The 19,679-nt window shown below is 66.1% G+C and carries 19 protein-coding genes; 6 read left to right on the top strand and 13 right to left on the bottom strand.

Features of this window, described 5'->3' with window-relative positions; genetic code table 11:
• Positions 1 to 383 precede the first annotated feature (383 nt).
• Genes wecB through N802_RS09160 form a run of 8 tightly spaced genes read right to left on the bottom strand, consistent with a single transcriptional unit; the run spans position 384 to position 9,082 of the window.
• Positions 384 to 1,526, bottom strand: a complete 1,143-nt coding sequence (gene wecB, locus N802_RS09130) for a non-hydrolyzing UDP-N-acetylglucosamine 2-epimerase (RefSeq protein WP_035914972.1) — start codon at positions 1,524 to 1,526, stop codon at positions 384 to 386.
• Positions 1,523 to 2,629 (bottom strand): polysaccharide biosynthesis C-terminal domain-containing protein, encoded by a 1,107-nt coding sequence (locus tag N802_RS09135; protein ID WP_035914973.1) that lies wholly within the window; start codon positions 2,627 to 2,629, stop codon positions 1,523 to 1,525. Before N802_RS09135 ends, wecB begins: the two co-directional genes overlap by 4 nt.
• Entirely contained in the window at positions 2,626 to 3,654 is a 1,029-nt protein-coding gene (locus tag N802_RS09140; protein WP_035914977.1) for a polysaccharide biosynthesis protein, read from the bottom strand. Before N802_RS09140 ends, N802_RS09135 begins: the two co-directional genes overlap by 4 nt.
• Positions 3,651 to 4,814, bottom strand: a complete 1,164-nt coding sequence (locus N802_RS19895; protein WP_156971342.1) for a glycosyltransferase — start codon at positions 4,812 to 4,814, stop codon at positions 3,651 to 3,653. Before N802_RS19895 ends, N802_RS09140 begins: the two co-directional genes overlap by 4 nt.
• Positions 4,815 to 4,873: 59 nt before the next feature.
• Positions 4,874 to 5,512: an acetyltransferase gene (locus N802_RS09145; protein WP_035914978.1), complete on the bottom strand. Its 639-nt coding sequence runs from the start codon at positions 5,510 to 5,512 to the stop codon at positions 4,874 to 4,876.
• The gene (locus N802_RS09150) at positions 5,509 to 6,123 is read right to left on the bottom strand and encodes a sugar transferase (RefSeq protein WP_035914980.1); all 615 of its coding nucleotides are present in this window, start codon (positions 6,121 to 6,123) and stop codon (positions 5,509 to 5,511) included. Before N802_RS09150 ends, N802_RS09145 begins: the two co-directional genes overlap by 4 nt.
• Positions 6,120 to 7,256 carry a DegT/DnrJ/EryC1/StrS family aminotransferase gene (locus N802_RS09155; protein ID WP_035914982.1) on the bottom strand — a complete coding sequence of 379 codons (1,137 nt, stop codon included), beginning with the start codon at positions 7,254 to 7,256 and terminating at the stop codon, positions 6,120 to 6,122. The genes N802_RS09150 and N802_RS09155 overlap by 4 nt, the downstream gene beginning before the upstream one ends.
• Positions 7,253 to 9,082: a polysaccharide biosynthesis protein gene (locus N802_RS09160; RefSeq protein WP_245613890.1), complete on the bottom strand. Its 1,830-nt coding sequence runs from the start codon at positions 9,080 to 9,082 to the stop codon at positions 7,253 to 7,255. Before N802_RS09160 ends, N802_RS09155 begins: the two co-directional genes overlap by 4 nt.
• A 146-nt stretch (positions 9,083 to 9,228) precedes the next feature.
• On the opposite strand from N802_RS09160, the gene N802_RS09165 reads away from it, so the two are divergent.
• Complete coding sequence (locus N802_RS09165; protein WP_052109688.1) at positions 9,229 to 10,650, top strand: tyrosine-protein kinase domain-containing protein; 1,422 nt, start codon at positions 9,229 to 9,231, stop codon at positions 10,648 to 10,650.
• A gap of 36 nt (positions 10,651 to 10,686) precedes the next feature.
• On the opposite strand, the gene N802_RS19420 is transcribed toward N802_RS09165, so the two are convergent.
• Positions 10,687 to 11,271: an arsenate reductase/protein-tyrosine-phosphatase family protein gene (locus N802_RS19420; protein ID WP_052109690.1), complete on the bottom strand. Its 585-nt coding sequence runs from the start codon at positions 11,269 to 11,271 to the stop codon at positions 10,687 to 10,689.
• Positions 11,272 to 11,367: 96 nt separating this feature from the next.
• Between N802_RS19420 and N802_RS09175 the strand changes: the two genes are divergently transcribed.
• From N802_RS09175 to cysM, 3 genes are all read left to right on the top strand, one after another.
• Positions 11,368 to 12,021, top strand: coding sequence for an acetyltransferase (locus N802_RS09175; RefSeq protein WP_035914988.1), 654 nt, complete (start codon positions 11,368 to 11,370; stop codon positions 12,019 to 12,021).
• 14 nt (positions 12,022 to 12,035) lie between these two features.
• Positions 12,036 to 12,845 (top strand): exodeoxyribonuclease III, encoded by an 810-nt coding sequence (locus N802_RS09180; protein ID WP_035914991.1) that lies wholly within the window; start codon positions 12,036 to 12,038, stop codon positions 12,843 to 12,845.
• Positions 12,846 to 13,091: 246 nt separating this feature from the next.
• Positions 13,092 to 14,006 carry a cysteine synthase CysM gene (gene cysM, locus N802_RS09185; protein ID WP_211254368.1) on the top strand — a complete coding sequence of 305 codons (915 nt, stop codon included), beginning with the start codon at positions 13,092 to 13,094 and terminating at the stop codon, positions 14,004 to 14,006.
• A 151-nt stretch (positions 14,007 to 14,157) separates the two neighbouring features.
• On the opposite strand, the gene N802_RS09190 is transcribed toward cysM, so the two are convergent.
• Positions 14,158 to 15,402: a threonine/serine exporter family protein gene (locus N802_RS09190; RefSeq protein WP_052109692.1), complete on the bottom strand. Its 1,245-nt coding sequence runs from the start codon at positions 15,400 to 15,402 to the stop codon at positions 14,158 to 14,160.
• Between the two features lie 393 nt (positions 15,403 to 15,795).
• Between N802_RS09190 and N802_RS09195 the strand changes: the two genes are divergently transcribed.
• Both N802_RS09195 and N802_RS09200 read left to right on the top strand, forming a co-directional pair.
• Positions 15,796 to 15,972 carry a hypothetical protein gene (locus N802_RS09195; protein WP_211254369.1) on the top strand — a complete coding sequence of 59 codons (177 nt, stop codon included), beginning with the start codon at positions 15,796 to 15,798 and terminating at the stop codon, positions 15,970 to 15,972.
• Between the two features lie 201 nt (positions 15,973 to 16,173).
• Entirely contained in the window at positions 16,174 to 16,605 is a 432-nt protein-coding gene (locus N802_RS09200) for a DUF309 domain-containing protein (RefSeq protein WP_035914999.1), read from the top strand.
• A gap of 395 nt (positions 16,606 to 17,000) precedes the next feature.
• Here N802_RS09200 and N802_RS09205 read toward each other — a convergent pair whose 3' ends face one another.
• The 3 genes from N802_RS09205 to N802_RS09215 all read right to left on the bottom strand — a co-directional run bounded on the left by N802_RS09205 (position 17,001) and on the right by N802_RS09215 (position 19,322).
• Positions 17,001 to 17,231 carry a hypothetical protein gene (locus tag N802_RS09205; RefSeq protein WP_035915001.1) on the bottom strand — a complete coding sequence of 77 codons (231 nt, stop codon included), beginning with the start codon at positions 17,229 to 17,231 and terminating at the stop codon, positions 17,001 to 17,003.
• Between the two features lie 203 nt (positions 17,232 to 17,434).
• A complete protein-coding gene (locus tag N802_RS09210; RefSeq protein WP_035915004.1) occupies positions 17,435 to 18,247 on the bottom strand; it encodes a hypothetical protein in 813 nt (270 codons plus the stop codon).
• Positions 18,240 to 19,322, bottom strand: coding sequence for a hypothetical protein (locus N802_RS09215; protein ID WP_035915007.1), 1,083 nt, complete (start codon positions 19,320 to 19,322; stop codon positions 18,240 to 18,242). Before N802_RS09215 ends, N802_RS09210 begins: the two co-directional genes overlap by 8 nt.
• Positions 19,323 to 19,679 lie beyond the last annotated feature (357 nt).

Below are 19,679 nucleotides of genomic sequence, written 5' to 3' on the forward strand. Positions count from 1 at the left end.
CGCAATCTCCCTCGCGTGTGCATTCTGTGCGACTAGGATCAATGCGAAAACGGCGACACCGAAAATGAGGGCGGCCCCAGAGGCGGTAGTGGAGCCGGTGTTGATGACAGCGAAAAGGAAGGGCACTATCCCGACGACTGCAAATGCCCTGACTAATCGTCGGCCAGGAGTTTGTTCTACTTGTGGCGCCAGGCTCTCGCGCGCAGCGTAGATTAGCACGGCCAATCCGAGCGCACGCACGACGTAGCCACTGGGGCCAAAGGTGAGTGCCTGTGTGTGACCAGCCATTAGGAGTGAGACTGCGACGAAGCCGGAAACGCGCGGGCCCGGGGCAAGTAGCAGGAAGTTTAAGCAGAGGGCGAGGCCCAGCAGCGAAATCCAGATCATAACGGTTCGGCTTGTTTGCGAATTCCGGCCCAGCCATGATGCCGATGCGCAGTAGAGAGGATGAAGTTGACGGTCCGCTCGCTTGTGTTGTCGATGAGGTAGTCCTCGGGCGTAAGGTGGCCGATGCCGTCACGTTCTCGCGGTGTGTGCATGGCGGCACGCACGCCGGCGACAACGTCACCGGCGTCGAGTCCGGTCATTATGATGCCGCCAGTGTCAAGGGCTTCGGGCCGCTCGATTGAGTCACGCAGGGTCACCGCAGGGAAGCCCAACAGCGTGGACTCCTCGGCGATGGTCCCGGAGTCCGAGAGGCAGCACGCCGCAGCGAGTTGCAGCTTGTTGTAGTCGTGGAAGCCGAGAGGGTCGCTGAAGGTGATTCCTTCTGGGGCGCTCCAGTCGTCTAGGGCCTTGAGGCGCTTGCGCGTGCGGGGGTGGGTGGAGACGAACACGGGCAAGTCGAACTCGGCGCGGACGGCGGTAAGGCAACCGAGGAGCGCGCGGAGACGTTCGGGCGAGTCGACGTTCTCTTCACGGTGAGCGCTCACAAGGAAATAGCGGCCCTCGTCTAGGCCGAGCCGCTCAAGCACGTCGGAGGCGAGGATCTGGTCGCGATAGGAGTTAAGAACCTCGCGCATCGGCGACCCCGTTTTGAGGATGCGTCGCGGGTGAAGTCCTTCGGCGAGCAGATTGCGGCGACCGTGCTCTGTGTAGACGAGATTGAAGTCCGCGACGTGGTCGACGAGTCGCCGGTTCGTCTCCTCGGGGACATTCTCGTCAAAGCAGCGGTTGCCCGCCTCCATGTGGTACGTCGGGATCCGCAGCCGCTTGGCCATCACGGCCGCGATACACGAGTTGGTGTCGCCGAGGACGAGGACGGCGTCGGGTGCCTCCTCGAGCATGACCTTCTCGGCGGCGATGAGGGTGCCGCCGAGCACCGCACCCAGGCTGGACGTGTCGACACCGAGCATGTGGTCCGGCTTGCGGATGCCAAGGTCCTTGAAGAAGACCTCGTTCAGGGCGTAGTCGTAGTTCTGCCCCGTGTGCACGAGAACGTGCTCCACGGTCTGGTCGAGACGGTGGATCACTCGAGAGAGACGGATAAGCTCGGGGCGGGTCCCGACGATGGTCATGACCTTCATGCCGGGTCTCCCTTGGCTCGAACGTTTTCGTAGTACGTGTCCGGGTCTGCGGGGTCGTGCAGCGCGTGAGACCAGAACTGGGTCACCAGCGTGTCATCCCCGGTGTTGGTGATGTTGTGGACCCACCCCACCGGCATGTCAATCGCGCACGGTGTGTCCCCTGAGACGTCGAACTCGAACACGTCCTCAGTGAACATCTTGCGGAGCTCGATGCGAGCCTGACCTGAGATGACGGCGAAGCGTTCGATCTTCTTCAAGTGGAAGTGCTCGCCGCGAGTGACACCGGGAACAGTGGTGGAGAACGAGGATTGTCCGCCGCCGCCACGGACGCGAACCAGTTCCACGTAGGTGCCTCGCGGGTCCGAGTGGGGGGTGAGCGCGATCGGTGCATGCTGCGGGAAGAGCGAGGCCCGGTAGGTGTTGAACAGGTCGATGCGCAGCGGGCTCGAGAGGTCAGGGATCTCGCCGGTATCGTACGAGGCCTTGAACTCCTGGAGGAGATCGAGGACCTCCTGTACGCCGACGGGAGTGCCCTTCGCGTCGATGCGGCGCCCGTCGCCTCCCAAGCCGTCAATGAGTGCTTGGGCTGCGCTCTGTACGTGGAGCAGGCCGACCTTCGCATCGTTCACTTGGGGAGTGACACCGTCGCGAACCGCGTGCACGAACGTTGCAACGAACGAGTTGTATGCCGGCCGACCATGCTCCCCAAAGAGATTCGGCAGCCGCACGTCGACGAGGGAGCCACCGGTGGCCTCCATGGCCGCGGCGAGGACCTCGCGCGCCTCCGCCTTGCCCGAGCCGTAGGCGGAGCCGTTCCCATCTTGGATCGAGTTGGCGTAGACGACGCGCATTGCGTGACCAGCACGGGAGATTGCGCCTGCAAGGTCACGCGCAAGGCTGAGGTTGCCCTCGTGGACAGCCCTGTCGTCGCCACGGTTGACCCCCGCGATGTGGATCACGGCATCGGCGTCAGCCAGATGAGTGGACAGATCAGCCCACTGATCGCGAGCGACGGGCACGACCTCGTGCTCTGTGAGCGCGCGGAGACGAAGGCGCGTGTGCCAGCCGAGGAACCCTGCCGCACCGGTGACGACGACCTTCATCGCGCCGACTCCGCGAGCACTGCCTGGATCTCCGGGAGAGTCCGGAGAAGGTCGCAGGTCTGCTCAACGCCCATCTGTTCAGTCGTGTTGGAGTCGTAGTCGACCAGGTCGACCTCACCCGGCTCGCCCTCCTCCACGAAGAGTTCGTACTCGAGGGACCGGGCGTCGAGCGGGACTCGGAAGTAGTCCCCCTGGTCCTCAGACTTGATCAGTTCCTCGCGCGTGAGCAGGGTCTCGAACATCTTCTCGCCGTGTCGCATCCCAATTCGACGCACTTCGGGGTCCCCGTAGCCGAGAACAATCGACACGGCTCGGGCCAAAGTCTCGACCGTGCAAGCGGGCGCCTTCTTGACGAAGAGGTCGCCGGGGGAGGCGTTGAGGAACGCATGCTCGACGAGGTCGACCGACTCCTGCAGGGACATCAAGTACCGCGTCATTGTCGGTTCAGTGACGGTGAGGGGCGTGCCCTCTTTCAGTTGTCGCACGAACAGTGGGATCACCGAGCCACGCGAGTACATGACGTTGCCGTATCGCGTGATCGACACCGTTGTCGGCGATGCAGGGTGATTGCGTGCGAAGGCTTGAGCGGTTTTCTCCATGAGGCCTTTGCTCATCCCCATGGCATTCACGGGGTAGACGGCCTTGTCCGTGCTGAGGCACACGACGGAGCGGACGCCTGACTGGTGCGAAGCCCGGATGACGTTACGGGATCCCACCACGTTCGTCTTGACTGCCTGCTCCGGGAAGAACTCACATGATGGAACCTGCTTGAGCGCAGCTGCGTGGAAGACATAATCCGCCCCAGTCACGGCGTCCTCGACGCTGGAGTAGTCGCGGACGTCACCGAGGAAGAACTTGACCCGGGAGTCTCCGAGCCGCTGACGCATTTCGTCCTGCTTGGCCTCGTCGCGACTCAGAATGTTGATCCTGCCGACCCCCCGGTCCAACAGGGCGTGGACCATGGTGGAGCCGAACGAACCTGTTCCCCCAGTGATCGTCACGGTGGCATTGTCGAACTGTGTCATCGTTCCTCGTCGTCAAGAGCGGACAGGAGCATTGCCTCCAGCTGCAGGCCCGCGGCGGATGGACTGAATCGTTCGTCGAAGGCATGCCTCGCCCGTTGGCCCATGGCGGCGAGTTGTTCGCTGGAGGCCTCGACGATTGTGCGAATGGCTCGGCGGATTGACTCCACCTCGCCCGGACGAGCTGCAAGACCTGCTTGTGAATCCACGATTAGTGCGGCTGCGTCCCCAGCCGCATGGACAAGAGTCGGTTTGCCGCTGGCCAGCGACGTTTGCACCTTGCTTGGCATCGTGACTCTGAGGAGGGCGGTGTCGCGCAATGAGACCACCTGAACGTCGGCGCCCATGATGAGCCGGCCGACTTCCTCGGTCGGGACAGGGGGTCGAACGTGGACGTTCACGACCTCGGCCGCAGCAGCCTCGATCAATGAGCGCTCGACGCCATCGCCGACAAGCAGCAGGTGGGCACCGTGCACGCCGTCGAATGCCCTGACGAGCGGCACGAGGTCCTGCATAGGACCCATGTTCCCGGCATACAGAAAGATGCGTTCTCCTGCGGCGCCCAACTCCGCGTGAAGGTCTGCGGGCTGGGCTGTTTCGAGCCGGGAAGCATCAACAGAGTTTGGCGTGTGACGGATCTTTTCCGGATTCACTCCGCGTGCAATGAGCACATCCGCCATCCCTGGCGAGATGACACCGATCCGCCGTGCGTGGCGGTAGGTCAAATGACAGAACGGTGCAATGGCCCGATCCAGTGTCTTGGACGCTCGCCCCGGGAGGAATCCGCTGCCGGTCACACTGTCGGGCCACAAGTCCTGAACGACCATCGCGGATGGGGCCCGAACCCCGCGGCGAGCCAACATGGCCGGAAGAGCGGCTGTCGCTGGAGACGAATAGGTGAGCCATACGTCGGGTCGCGGGATTCGTGTCAGGGCAACAGCGGTGGCGCCGGCAGCAAAGCTCAGGTAGTTGGCCATCCGCTTGACGGCGCTTGGCTCGTGATTCGGCCAGAGCGGCGCACGATGGACCGTGATCCCGGGGGCGAACTCATCGCGTTGGTAGTGCCGGATCCGCCAGCCGTCATGCAGGCGGCCTTCGGGGTAGTTCGGGAAGCCGGTCAGGACTTCAACGGTGTGCCCGCGTTCAACCAGGGATCGCGCCATGGACTCGGGAACGACGGCGCCGTTCTCCGGTGGGAACCATTGGGTGACCAGACAGACCCTCACCGGGCGGGCACCCCCTTGACGACGACGTTCTCGCTGACGTCCTTGACGACCATCGCGGCGCCGCCAATGGTGGAATCCATCCCGACCGTGAGCCCCTGAAGGATGGCTGCCTGGGTTCCCACCATCGCGCGGGCGCCGATGGTGACGTTGCCGGAGATCGCAGCCAGTGGGTTCACGCTCACGTAGTCCCCCAGCTCGGTGTCGTGCCCGACAGTCGCGCCCAGGTTGACGTGGACATGTCGACCGATACGGACATTTGTGGTGATCCGAACGCCTGCGCAGATGATCGTGCCCGGAGCCACGTCGAGGAGGGCTCCCACGGATGCCGTGGGGTGGATCAGCACCCCGCTATCGAGGCCGAAAGTTCGAGCGGCCTTGTCGATGCGCTCCTTGACCGCGCCGTCGCCGATCCCGATGAACACAGCCGTGTCGGGTGGAGCTTGGTCGAGCCAACTCACACCGCCGAGAACGCGATGTCCCATCCGGTCGACGATCGCCAGGTTGTCCTCGGTTGGTCCGTCGTCGACAAAGCCCAGGAAGTCCCATTGGGGTTCAATCGCGTTCACGGCATCGACGACATCGAGGACTTCGCGGCCGAAGCCACCGCATCCGACGATCACGAGAGGTCGGGTCATTTGCGGGCTTCTCCGTGACCCTTGAACTCCGTCATGGTCACCGATCCCGACTCGGCCACGCCTTCGCGCCTCAACACCTTGCCGACCGTTCGGGCGAGGATCTTGAGGTCGCCGACGAGCGAGTGCGTATTCACATACTCGACGTCGAGAGCGAACCGGTCGTCCCACGACAGGGTGTTGCGACCTGATACTTGAGCCAGACCAGTTAGGCCAGGGCGGACTTCGTGCCGGCGGGCTTGCTCAGGGGAGTACCGCTCGAGATAGCTCACGAGGAGAGGGCGCGGACCCACGAGGGACATGTCGCCCCGGATGATGTTCCATAACGTCGGCAGCTCGTCGAGACTCGTTGAGCGCAGAATCTGGCCGAATCGGGGCAGCCGCTCTTCATCGGTCACGAGCCCTCGTGATGTGTCGACGTCGTGCATGGACCGGAACTTGCGCATCGTAAAGACCTGGCCGTTGAGGCCCGGCCTTTCCTGACTGAAGAGCACCGGTGAGCCCAGTTTCCAGCGCACGGCGCCTGCTACGGCCGCTTGCACAGGGAGCGAGAGGACGAATGCGGGCACCGTGAGGGCCAGGTCGAGGGCACGCTTGCTGTCGAGGCGGCTCATCGCGCCTCGAGGAGGAGGCGGGTCTCTGAGATAACCCGGTCGATCTGGTCATCTGTCAGTTCAGAACCGGACGGCAGGGTCACGCCGGTGGCAAAGAGCCGCTCGCTGACGCCGGTCAGGGCCGCGCGACGGTCTGCGTGGACAGGCTGGAGGTGCATCGGCTTCCACACGTGGCGGGCCTCGATGCCAGCGGCGTCCAAGCCTGCCATGACGGCCGTTGGGTCGCTCGTGATCTTCGCGGGGTCAAGCGTGATACAGGTGAGCCAGTAGTTGTCCTCGGCGTCTCCACCTTGGTCACGACCAAGGAAGGTGACCCCATCAACGTCAGCCAGCCCTGCGGCATACCGGCTCCTGATTTCGCGGCGACGCGAGATCATCGAGTCAAGACGTTCGAGCTGTCCGATTCCCAGCGCCGCCAGGATGTTGGACATCCGGTAGTTGTAGCCAATCTCGGTGTGCTCGTACCACGCAGCCGGCTGCCTAGCCTGCGTCGACAGATAGCGCGCACGGTCGAGGAGGTCGGTGTCGTCGCTCAGGAGCATGCCGCCACCGGACGTGGTCATGATCTTGTTGCCGTTGAACGATAGTGCGGCCGCGCGACCGAACGAGCCTGCAGGCCGTCCCGCGTGGGTGGCGCCGAGTGCCTCAGCAGCGTCCTCGATGAGAGGAACGCCGAGGTCGTCGAGCCGGGAGCCGAGAGCCGTGTAGTCGCAGGCGCGACCGAAGAGGTCGACGGTCATGACTGCTGCGACCGTTCGACCCTCGTTCTGTAACGCACTGACGGTCTCCACGAGGAGGTCCACGTCGATGTTCGCGTCTTCGGCCGAGTCGACGAAGACCGGCTCGGCGCCGGTGTAGGCCACGGCATTCGCGGAGGCTGCGAAGGTCATGGAGGGCAGGACCACGACGGTGTCCGGGGCAGCGCCGACGTCCAGGAGTGCCAAGTGCAACGCGGCCGTGCCGGATGAAAGCGCGAGCGCACCAGCCACGCCACAGCGCTCGGCAATCTCACGCTCGAAGCGATCGACCATCGGGCCCAAGGGTGCGACCCATCCGGATCGGAGGGCGTCGAGGACGTACTTCTCCTCGACCTCGGTCACGTGGGCCCGGGAGAGGTGGATCCGATCGCTCATGGCTGGAGGACTCCTTCGGTCGCGTTGGAAAACATCCACGCGTGCGCCGACCTGGGGTCGTCCGCAGCGGCGGCCACGACGGTCTCGGTCGACATGGGCGGCACCTCGACCTTGTTGATCAGCGGGTGGCCGGCGGAGTGGATGTCCTCGCCCGGCGTGAACAGTTCCTCGGTCATCTTCTCGCCCGGTCGCAGGCCCGTGAAGATGACCTCGATGTCGTCCTTGCCCGACAGGTCGATCAATGTCTGCGCCACGTCCAGGATCTTCACCGGCTGGCCCATGTCAAGGACCATGACATCCCCGTTGGAGCCGATGGCTGCCGCCTGAAGCACGAGCTGGCTGGCCTCCGGTATCAGCATGAAGTAGCGCTCGACGTCGGGGTGGGTCACGGTCACCGGACCACCATGCTCGATCTGGGCCGTGAATGCCGCGATGACCGAACCGCGGGATCCGAGCACGTTGCCGAACCGGACGCTGACATAGGTCTGCTCGTGGCGGCGGGCAAAGTCTGCGGTGAGGCGCTCAGCAAGGCGTTTGCTGTAGCCGAGGACGCACGTGGGGTTTGCGGCCTTGTCGGTGGAGATGTTGACGAAGGTCTGGACCCCGACGGCCTCGGCCGCGGCGAGGACGTTGGCTGTGCCAAGGACATTGGTATGCCACGCCTCGAGCGGGAACTGCTCCAGGAGCGTGAGGTGCTTGAGCGCCGCCGCGTGGAAGACCACCTCGGGCTGCTCCTGATCGAACACGCGGCGCAACGCGGCGGGGTCGCGGATGTCGCAGAGCGCGAGTGTGCCGTCGTCGAGCAGGGCGCGACCGGTGAGGCTCATCTGGGTTCCGTGGAGGGCCGACTCGTCGCGGTCAAGGAGCACGAGCTTGGCCGGGCCGAACTTCGCGATCTGGCGAGCGAGCTCCGAACCGATCGAGCCGCCTGCGCCCGTCACGAGGACGCGCTTTCCCGTGATCGTGTGCGAGATCGACGCTGGATCCATCGTGATGCTCTGCCGCCCGAGGAGGTCCTCAAGGTTGAGCTTGTGCAGGTCGGCACCGCGGGCAGGGCCCAACAGTCGGCTCACGGGTGGCAGGACCAGCAGCTCAAGTTGGTGTTCGCGCGCGAGGTCACGGATCTCGCGGAGGCGGTCGGCCGGCAGCGATGGCATGGCTACGGCCAGAGTGGTGGCCCCGGTGCGTTCGATGAGCTGGCCCAGGCGGCCCGAGCCACCGGCGACCCGCAAGCCCTCGATCGACATGCGTCGCTTCCGCGGGTTGTCGTCGATGACGGCCACGGGGACGAGTCGGCCTTCCTTGGCGTTGGTGTTGCCCTTCAAGGCGCGGAGCAACTGTCGCCCACCCTCGCCTGCCCCATAGACGATGACAGGGACATCGGCATCCCCCGGACGTCCGCGCCCCCACCTGTAGGACCGGATCAGGAATCGGAAGGCGAACATGACGAGCAGCCCGAGGACGGGCCCCGTCAGCGGAACACTGCGAGGGACGCCGGGGAACTGCTGCGCCGCAAACCGAAGAATGAGGAGCACGACCGCCACGAGCAGCACGGTGCGGGCAATCTGCGCTGTTTCCTCGAACGATCCGCGCTTTTGTGTGGCGCCGAACACACCCACGCCGAGTGAAATGGCGAATTGCAGCACCGCCGCCACGCCCGCAAAAGCGAGAATGTCCCGGTCAATCGCAAGAGCCGAATCCATATCGAATCGGAGCCACGCCGCCATCATGACGGCGGCTGCTGCGATGACGGCATCTCCCAGAGCCCATCCGAGGGTCACGATGACGTCGCGACGGTCAGCGTTCTTGGACACGATGAGGAGCACTCCAGTGAGTGGTGAGGGGTGTGAGACGGCGTGGGAAGGGTGGCCCCCACCGCCGTGGGCAACAGTAATGCAGGGCGGCGGGTACTGTGACATTCAACAGGAATCGGCCACATGGCTACCCAGGGTAAGGATCTTCGTTGGACCTGATGAGTTATGTGCAGATCATCCGTCGTCGATGGCGGACGTTGGTCACCGTCGCTCTCGGGGTGCTCGCGCTCGCGGCTGCATTGACCTTGCTGTCCACGCCGCAATACACGTCGAGCACGCAGTTCTTCGTGTCGACGGCAGACTCGGCCAACAGCAGCCAGCTTGCCCAGGGTGGGACCTTCACGCAGCAACGCGTGAAGTCGTACAGCGAATTGCTCAAGGCCCCGAAATTGCTGGACCCGGTCATCGCGGAATCTGGGGTGGATCTCACACCCACCACCCTGGGCGAGAAGATCACGGCGACCACGCCGCCGGACACGGTCCTCATCGACGTGACCGTGACGGACGCGAGTCCCACCAGGGCGCGTGACATCGCCGCGGGTATCGCGGAGGTCTTCCCGACTGTGGTCTCGGACTTGGAGAAGGTCAGCCCGTCGGCCGACAGCCCCGTCAAGGTCACGCTCCTTCGAGACCCCACCGTGGCCGAGTCGCCGGTGAGTCCCAACCCGGTTCGCAACATCGCTCTCGGACTGGTGCTCGGCCTGCTGCTCGGGTTCGGCGCAGCGGTCCTCAAGCACCTCATGGACACCAAGTTGCGGTCCAAGGAGGACGTCGAGGTGTTGACCGACGCCGTCCTCCTGGGAGGCATCCCGTTCGACCCCGACGCCGACAAGCACCCGCTCATCATCCAGGCCGACCCTCATGCCGGTCGTGCCGAGGCCTTCCGCGCCTTGCGGACCAACCTCCAGTTCATTGATGCCGCCAACCACCCGCGAGTCATGGTGGTCACGTCAGCGATCGCGAACGAAGGCAAGACGAGCACTACGGCCAACCTCGCGCTGGCGATGGCGGAGTCGGGTGCCAGCGTCTGCGTGGTCGAGGGAGACCTGCGCCGTCCACGGCTGCTGAACTACCTCGGTCTCCCGGGGTCGGTCGGGCTGACCGACGTCCTCATCGGCCGCTACACGGTTGACGACGTCCTCCAGCCGTTCGGCGACCAGTCTCTGTCGGTGCTGGGCGCGGGCGCCAGCCCGCCCAATCCCAGCGAGCTGCTTGGGTCGACGGCGATGCGCACCCTGCTCGATGACCTGCGTCGGCGCTTCGACTACGTCCTTGTCGACGGTGCGCCGATCCTTCCCGTCACCGACTCGTCCGTCCTCACCCGACTTGCCGACGGCGCGCTCGTCGTGGCCGGGAGCGGCATCGTCAACAAGACGCAGTTTGAAGACGCCCTCGAGACCTTGGAAACGGTCAACGGGACCGTGCTCGGCGTCGTTCTCAACCGCATGCCGCGCGAGTCCCGTGGTGGCTACTACGACTACCGCTACGAGTACCGCCCGCAGGCCGAGGGTGGGCGCCGCAGTCGACGCCTTCAGGACGAAGCACGCCCTCGCCGCGACACCATCGGCACGCGGCGCTAAGCGCCTCAGCGCCGACGGACAGGGAAATCGTGGCCCTCAGCCCCTGAGGGCGCTCACGACGATGGGGAGCGTGGCCTCGATCTCGTGGACCATGCGGTCGATCACCTCGGGCTTCTGACGGAACGGGTCGACGATTCCCGAGGCTGACAGAGGCCGTGGGTGCACTCGTCCGCGCATCCTCACGGCGGTGGCGGCGACCTTGGCCACGCGGTTGGCGCCGGGGGCTGACACGACGTCGTCGTATGTCGCCGCCGCCAGGAGGTCCGCAAGGTCGGGCAGGGAGAACGCGGAGCGCAACGCGCGGGGGTTCAGGGCGACGACCTCGTCGACGTGCTCCCTGCTGGCGGCGATCACCAGGTCTGCAGCGGCGATGTCTTCGCGGGAGATCTGGCGGGCCGCGAAGCCATCCGGGCTCGCACCGGCGGCGGCGACGCGTCGCGCGGACTCAGGATCGATCGGGTAGCCGACGAGAGCCCCTGTGCCGGCACTGGTGACTGTGACACCCGAGCCGTTGAGCTGGTGTGCGAGGACCCGCTCGATGTAGGGCGACCGACACACATTGCCCGTGCAGACCACCAGGACGCGACCGCTGGGGGAGTGGTGAGTGGCGTTCGCAGTCATGCGCTCAGGGTAGGTGCCCAAGATTCGGCAAGGATCCGATCGTGGAAATGGCCGGTGTGACCTGCCGATGTCCCACCACGCCGTAGGCTCTGCCCCATGACGGACACGCCCCGCGGCATTGTCGTCGTCGGTGCAGGGGGATTCGGGCGAGAGGTTGTCGCTCTGGTGCTCGCGCTCCGCGCGACCGGCACCGACCACGCTCTCGCGGGGGTGGTCGACGATGCGCCGAGCGAGGACAACCGTGCACGGCTGGCCCGACTCGGGATCGAGCTTTTGGGCACGGTCGATGACTTGGCCCGCGACTGCGCTGGGATTCCCGTGGCCATTGCCATCGGCGCCGCTGACGCACGCAGATCGATTGCTAACCGGCTGGCCGCAGCCGGGGCGACCTTCCCGGTGCTGGTCCACCCAGATGCGACGGTGGGCGCGGACGTGAAGCTGGGGGAGGGGGCGATCATCTGCCCGGGCGCTCGGCTCAGTGCACAGATCGAGGTGGGGCGTCACGTCCACATCGACCAGAACGTCGCCGTCGGGCATGACGTGGTCATCGAGGACTTCGCGCGACTCAACCCATCGTCCTGTGTGTCCGGCACTGTCCGTCTGGAAACAGGGGTCCTCATTGGCGCCAACGCCACGGTCCTGCAAGGCCTAGCGATCGGTGCAGGCTCGCTCGTGGGGGCGGGCTCCGTGGTCACCCACGACGTGCCAGCCGGTGCGACTGCCTACGGAGTTCCCGCGCGAGTCCACTGAACTACGCTCACCCGGTGCGTCTCGTCTCGGTCAATGTCAATGGAATCCGTGCCGCCGCTCGCCGCGGGGGGCTCGACTGGCTCGTCGCGCAGGACGCCGACGTCATCACCCTCCAGGAAGTGCGCGCGACCGACGAGCAACTGCTCAAGACCCTCGCCGACGGCGGCCTCGGAGACTGGCACGTCGCCTCCGCGCCAGGTCGCACCAAGGGTCACGCCGGCGTCGCCGTCCTCACTCGCCAGCAACCGACCCGCGCGAGCAGCGACATCGGCCCCGTCGAGTTCACCGACGCCGGCCGATGGATCGAGGTCGACGTACCCACCCACGACGGCCCCGTCACCGTCATCTCGACCTACGTCCACACCGGCGAGGCCGCCACCCCCAAGCAGGACGAGAAGTTCCGCTTCCTCGACGCTGTCGGCTCCCGTCTCGAGACCCTCGCCGAGAACAACGCGTATGTCGTCCTCACCGGTGATCTCAATATCTGCCACTCCGCGGACGACCTGAAGAACTGGAAGGGCAACATCGGCAAGGCGGGCTTCCTCCCCGAGGAGCAGGCCCATCTCGACCGCTGGATCCGTGACCACGGATACGTCGACGTCCACCGCCACCTCCAGGGCCCGGGACCTGGCCCGTACACGTGGTGGTCTTGGCGCGGGAAGGCGTTTGACAACGACGCCGGCTGGCGCATCGACTACCAGTTCGCAAGCTCAGCCCTCGCGAAATTTGCGGTGCGCGCGGAAGTCGGCCGCGCGGTGGCATACGCAGAACGCTGGAGCGACCACGCAGCGGTGACGGTCGACTACGACCTCACCCTGGGCTGAGGGCCGCGCCTAGATCTCGCCTCAGCCGAGCAGCAGCAGGACGCCACCCTCGGTGACTGTCCAGGCCAGCGGGGCACAACTTGTGAGCTTGCTCGTGCGTTCACTCGCGGCGAAAGGACGCTCCTCGACACCCTCGAGCCGGTGTGTACGACCTCCCGGACTAACGTCATCCTCGCGGGTGCGATCCGTGGAGGTCGAGCAGTCGGCAGCGATTCCTCGGCCACCGCCGCCCGTAGACTCCGGCGGGTGAGCAACCCTGGGCCGTACCTCACGATGGAGGACGTCATCGGCGGCACCCCGCTGGTGCGTCTGCAGCGCCTTCCGGGGCCGGAGAACGAACGCCGCGGCAACGTGCTGCTCGCCAAACTCGAGGGGAACAACCCGGCCGGCTCGGTGAAGGACCGGCCGGCGATCAGCATGATCCGGGGCGCCGAGGAGCGAGGGGAGATCTCCCCCGGCGACACCCTGCTGGAAGCCACGTCCGGCAACACCGGGATCGGCTTGGCCATGGCGGCGGCGATCAGCGGCTACCCACTGGTCATCGTCATGCCCGAGGACGCCTCCACCGAGCGGATCCAGACGATGAAGGCGTACGGAGCCGACCTGGTTCTCACCTCGGCAGAGGGCGGCATGGAAGAGGCCCGCGACGTCGTGACGCGGATGGAGCGGGAGGGTAGCGGCCGGGTCCTGGACCAATTCGGCAACCCGGACAACCCCCGTGCCCACGAGGACGGAACAGGCCCGGAGCTGTGGCGCCAGACCGACGGACGGATCACGCACTTCGTGTCCGCGATGGGCACCACCGGCACGATCACCGGGGTCTCGCGGTTCCTGAAGTCGCGCAACCCCGGTGTCCAGATCGTCGGGGCACAGCCCGCGGAGGGCTCGAAGATCCCCGGGATCCGCGCCTGGCCACCGGAGTACGTCCCGAAGATCTTCGACCCCTCGGCGGTGGACCGGACCGTGGACGTCACCCAGGCCGACGCCGAGGAGATGGCCCGCCGGCTGGCCCGCGAGGAGGGCGTCTTCGGCGGTGTCTCCGCGGCCGGCGCATGCTGGACCGCCCTGCAGGTGGCAGAGGAGGTCGAGGGGGCGACGATCGTCTTCGTGGTCTGCGACCGCGGCGACCGGTACCTCTCCAGCGGCGTGTTCCCCGCCTGAGAGTCCTGGCCGACGCCCGGGGCCCCCACCGTCGTATACGCGGCGGAAAGACCCACTTCCGCGGCCACGCCGAGCGCCGCGCGCGACTGAGACGAATGTCAGAGGTGGCCGAGGCTGCTCTTTTGGATCGGCAGGGGCTGATCCGGATGGCCTACGCGAGGGGCGCAGCCAGCCGTCCGTGCAGGGACCGGCCCAAGGAGGAGCCCACCAGCAGGCCGAGAGAGATCGCTATGACGACCCCGAGCACGCCCAGGGCCACGTGGGTGCCACACTCACGACCCGCTGCGAGCTCGGTCACGCCCACGAGGCCCAGGCTCCCGGGCACGAGCAGCCAGAACGCCGGGAGGAAGAGCACGAGACGGGCCAGCTGCGGTCGTCGGAGCTCTACCGCGCTCGCCCCGAGGCTGGCCGCGATCGCTCCGAGGAAGCCTCCGAGGCCGGTCGAGCCGAGTTGCTGTCCGGCGACTTGGGCGCCGAAGGCCATGCTCAGCACGAGCAACACCCAGCCCTGCATCCGCAGCGGCACTCCTTCCATCAGGCAGATGCTCAATCCGATGAGCAGCAGACCCACGGGGGCACCGGCCCAGCCGATCTCGTCGACCCGGAGGTTGGCCAGCGTCGCGGACGGCACGCGTAGCAGGGCGGTGGCCATGAGCAGTCCCAGGGCGAACAAACCCAGCTGCACCAGGCCGTACGTGAGCCTGGCCGACCCGGCCTGCATGTGCCCGGCAGAGAGCTCTGACATGCCGTTGACGACCAGCGCTCCGGGGAGCAGGACCGCCAGTGGCGGCAGGATGGTGCGCAACGGACCCTCGAGCAGTCCCGCGTTGGCGGCGCCGAAGACGGCCAAGGACACCACGAACGCGGCCAGGGTCGGCAGCAGCGCCGACACCAACTGGTACCGCTCCGCCAACTGAACAAGCACGAACACGATGACTGCCCCGACAGCGGCCGCGGCGACGTTGGCCCAGCCGGGTTGCAGGATCAGCGCAATACCGACGGCGAGCACGGGCCAGGCCAAGGCGACCAACCACAGCGGATGCCGGACCGGACGACGCGCAACCGCCGCGAGCTGTTCGCGGGCAGCGGCGGGCGCGAGCTCGCCCCGGACCAGTTGGTAATGGATCCGGCGGACGCTCGCGGACTGGTGGAGGCGCAAACCGAGGGGAGCCGACCGATACGTTGCGGGACCTCCCTCGGTCAGGGTGACGACCAGACCCGTGGGACCGACTGCTGTCTGGACGTCGGGGTAGCCCAGGTGAATGCCCACCTCGGCGAGCTCCTCCTCGATCTCCTGCACCGGCTGTCCGGTCGCGATCATGGCGGTGCCGAGGTGAGCCAGCAGGGCGCGGGTCTCGGTTCCGTGGCCTTCGTCGGCGGTACTGGGTGGGGGCATCACGGCTCAGCGCGCGCCGACGAGCGTGTGGGGATGAGTTCGCGGATGCTTGGGGTTGGCTGCGCGCCTCGATTCCCGATGTCGGCAGTTTCCCAGCGGTGGTTGGGTGCCCGCCTTCCAGCCGAGTCCCCATGGCTGTCCGCTGCCAGATGTCCCTTCATGCTCGTCATCATGTCAAGGCAGACGACCAGCCTGGATCAACGCCGCCCACGCGGCGAAGAGAGACGCGCCCCGGCATCGTGCTCATGGGCGTGAAGATCGGAGTCGCATCCGCTGTGCGCGAAGCGCAATGGCGGGCGGCCGAGATATACCCAGCCGCAAGGAATCCCGCTCTTCTGCTGACCAAAGAACAGCGAGATCTACTTGCCCTGTTCAGCGGGTGAACGCACCTCGTTGCCCACGCTCAAGGCGTGCGACAACGACGCAGGCTGGCGGATCGACTGCCACGTCGCGAGCTCAGGGCTCGCGAAACTCGCGATACGTGCGGAAGTCGGCCGCGCGACGGCATACGCGGAATGCTGGAGCGACCACGGAGCGGTGACGGTCGACTACGGAATCACCCTGGACTGAAACCCGAACCGGGTCACCACGCCGCGGGCCGGCGCTCAATCCTCGGGGACGTCTACTCAGACCGAGTGGGGGTCTGGCTGTGGAAGCCCAGCAGCACAGGACTGCCGACTACAGAGGCCGGCCGCACAACGGGTATGGAATTGCGGCTTCACCCAAGTCGGTCAACAAATAGCGCATGGTGCCTGCTGGGAGACTGGTCCTATGACGGGACGTGATCGTGATCGGGACGTCGAGGGCCGCGCACGCCAGGCGAGGCCTCGCGACGCGTTGGGTCGGCCCCTGCCGTATGGCGCCGCCGGGGTCGAGCCGGTGTCGGAGGAGCCGATGCCTCCCGAGGAGACGCTGACGGCAGCCCGCGAACTCGTGCAGGCGGGTCGACCGTTCTCCGCCCACGAGGTCCTGGAGGCTCGGTGGAAGGCCGGCCCAGACGAGGAGCGTGATCTCTGGCAGGGGCTCGCGCAGGTCTGTGTGGCCATGACGCATGCGGCCCGCGGAAATCAGCTGGGCGCCGATAGGCTTTTCGACCGCGCCGCGGAGCGATTGGCCGCGTTCGCTGCGACCGGTCGCGAGGCCTACGGGCTTGACCTTGAGGAAGCCGTGAACCGAGCGCGCAACCACGTCGGAACGTTCTGAAGCGCGAAACTCGCGATACATGCGGATCCCGACCGCGCGGCGGCATACGCGGAAAGATGGAGCGACCACGCGGCCGTGACCGTCGACTACGACCTTCCTCCGGGCCGAGGACCCGCACGACGGATCGCTGAACCGGGGGCCGCAGAAGCGGACATGTCCTGACTCCTGACACATCCGGGGTGCACGTTAAGAGAATCGAAAATTCTTAACACGTTGGTCGGATGTGGGGACACGGACGGAGTGAGCGGGTCGGCTGACCGGTAGGGGTTCCTCGATGGGCGACCCCTATGGGGCTTGTCTTCGAATGCCAGGACGGCTTGGACCGCTGAGTCGATCGCGCGCATCTCGGATTTGTCGAGTCGCTCGGCGCATCCTTCGTGCCCTGAGCCGGTAGGTCACCATGCACGGAAGGAGTCCATCTCCGCGGTCAGTTCCCGTGAGGCGGCTACGTCCTCGGGGTCGTTGTGCAGGCTCTCGGCCGCGGCCCGCAACCGCGCGCGTCGGTGCGCGCGTTCGGTTTCGAGAATGGCGTTCCGGACCGCCTCTGAACGTGACTGCCCCTCGCTCGTGAGCGATTCCAGGGCACGTTCGACGTCGGCGTCGGTGCGGATTGTCAGCGTCCCCATGTTACGTATTGTGCTACGCGATTCACGCAGGACCGGGCGTGCAGGCCGTCGTCCTCGCCTACGAGTCGGGGTGGCGGAGCGGCGATGCCGAGCGCCGCTGAGTCACTCGAGACGGTGAGTGACTACGGGTATTGGGGGCCGAGAGGGGATGACGACGCCTGGGAGCACCGTGGCCGAGGCGGTTCCCCGCTCAGTGGCCTGCGTTACGCGCCGTGCGCGTCGAGGAGATCCTGTGCCAGCAAAGCCACGCTTTCGGACACGGTCGCAGGGTCGCCGACCAGTTCCTCCGCGGCACCGGCCATGACGGAACCGCGGGCGCTGGCGCCACGCGCGAAGAGTTCGCGCAGGTGGGCAAGCGCCTCGCCCGTCACAGCCGCGCTGATGTCCTCATCCAGGAGCCGACTGAGCGGTTCGAGGAACAGGTCCGTTTCGATTGCCCTCAGCAGTCGATAGATGTCATGCGCGTCCTTGTTGTCGCTCCTCGATGGGTTATCGATTCGATCGTGGATCTTGTGCAGTTTGGCCACCAGGAGGGCGGCTGGTCCGGCCACGGACACCTCGAACTCCCGGTCATCCGCTGCCCGGTCGAGTGCCGTGATTGGCATCTTCGTGTTGTCGATAAGCGCCGCCTCGATGCCCCGAGCTCTCCTCATGGACTTCGAGTCGTGCGGCGGCACCCGAACTCCACGACGCCCGGCCCCGGCGACCGCGTCGGGCACCATGAGGTCGACGGGGACGCCCCGTGGCGAGATCCATGAGCCGATCGCACTGGGCCTCGGGTCCGGAGTGAAGCCCGCATTGCTCATCGCCTCTTCGACCAGCGGATCGGAACTCAGCAGATCGGGGTCCACGGCAACGTCACCGTCGGTGGTGAACTCCGCGAGAGCGATGTCCGTCGCCCCGGTGTGGAGATAAACCGCCTGAGCGCCGATGATGACGAGCGCGTCGAGATGCGACTCCAGCGCCTCCATCGCGTCGAGCAAGCCGGCCCGCGCCATGGTCAGTTCGTCAGTCACTTCGCCACCGCTCCTCGTTGGCCTTCATCCACTCGATGAGGAACTCCCCTTCGACTGGCTCGCGTCCCGGCCCGTTCAGCAGGTCGGCTGCCACTTGGGCGGGGGCGGCGATGGGGTAGCCCCCTTCGGCCTTCGAGGCGTTCTGGAACGGGACGTCGCCAACTGTCTTGGGCTCCAACAGGATCACGTTGGGCGCGGCCGCGTTGGGTCGCAGACCCCATTGCTCGGATGCTTCCTGGATCGACGAGACGTAGACGTAAGCAGCCTTGGCTGGCGCATACGTCGCCCACTCCTTTGCCGCAATCGATCCGGTGACTGCAGTGGGGAACGCCGACTGCTTGGCGACCTTCGTCAGGAAAGCGTCCACGCCCCTCGGCTCGATGAACGCCATGACGCGCGTCGTTGTCTGGAACGATGCGTCAGCACTCCAGGCCCGCAGCAGCCGCTCCCAGTCCGTCACTCGATATCGCTTTTCCTTCTTTGTGACGAGGTCTTCACGCTCCAAGTACTCCAGGACCCGGTACGTCGCCCCGGTGGATGCACCCGACACCGCAATCAGTTCACGGACTGACCAGTCGCGGGCGTAGTCCACAAGGGCGCGTGCCACACGCGCCGCCGGCTCACCCTTGAGCGTCCCCCGGGGCCGACCCTTGCGCCACGGGTCCCGGTCCTCGCCCCGATCGGCGATGAAGAGGACCGGCGAGTCGACAAGCACACGCAAGTTGCCCGTGGCGTCTGCGTAGGAGAGGCCCTCCTCAGTCAAAGCCTGGCGAACCGATGGCGACAGATAGCGGGCCGCCACCACCGGAACCTCGCCAACATCGGCCGCCCTGAGGCGCACTTGGTGAGCGAGCGTCGCGACGTCGCGACGTTCGACGAGCTGCTTCGCCTCGACGAGGAGCCTCGTGACCTGCCCGTCAGGGGCTGCAAGTTGGATCGAAAGATCGGGACCCAAGGAACCCTGGCCGGACGCGACAGCTTCCGTGAGGTTCCAGGTCTCGGGCAGACGCTCGCGCAGGAGTGAGACCACGCGCTTCTGCACGTCGGCAGCACTCAATACCTCACCCGTTGCCATCTGCTCCCCTCCGTTCAGCTATTGACTCCATTCCGCCGACGGCGGAATCAATGGGTTTCCCGAACACCCTAGCAGCTTGTTCCGAAAATGACCCCTCTCCGCTGCCAGCGGAATCAGTGACTTATCCGAACCTGCGGAGCGCTGAGTCACCTGTCCCCAACCGTCCTAGTGGGCGAGTTCGGGACGGGCCGGCGGCGATTCGACTGTGCGCAACCGTCCTGTTGGGCGAGTTCGGTACGCGGATCGCGGAACCCGTCGTGGGTCAGCAGTCGCGGCGGGCGGCGCTGGAGGCGGTGACCGCGAAGGAGACTGGTGCGGTAAGCCGGGCCGCTTCGAACGCCGCCTTGATCGCTTTCG

It is taken from the genome of Knoellia sinensis KCTC 19936 (assembly GCF_000768705.1).
Classification (GTDB): domain Bacteria; phylum Actinomycetota; class Actinomycetes; order Actinomycetales; family Dermatophilaceae; genus Knoellia; species Knoellia sinensis.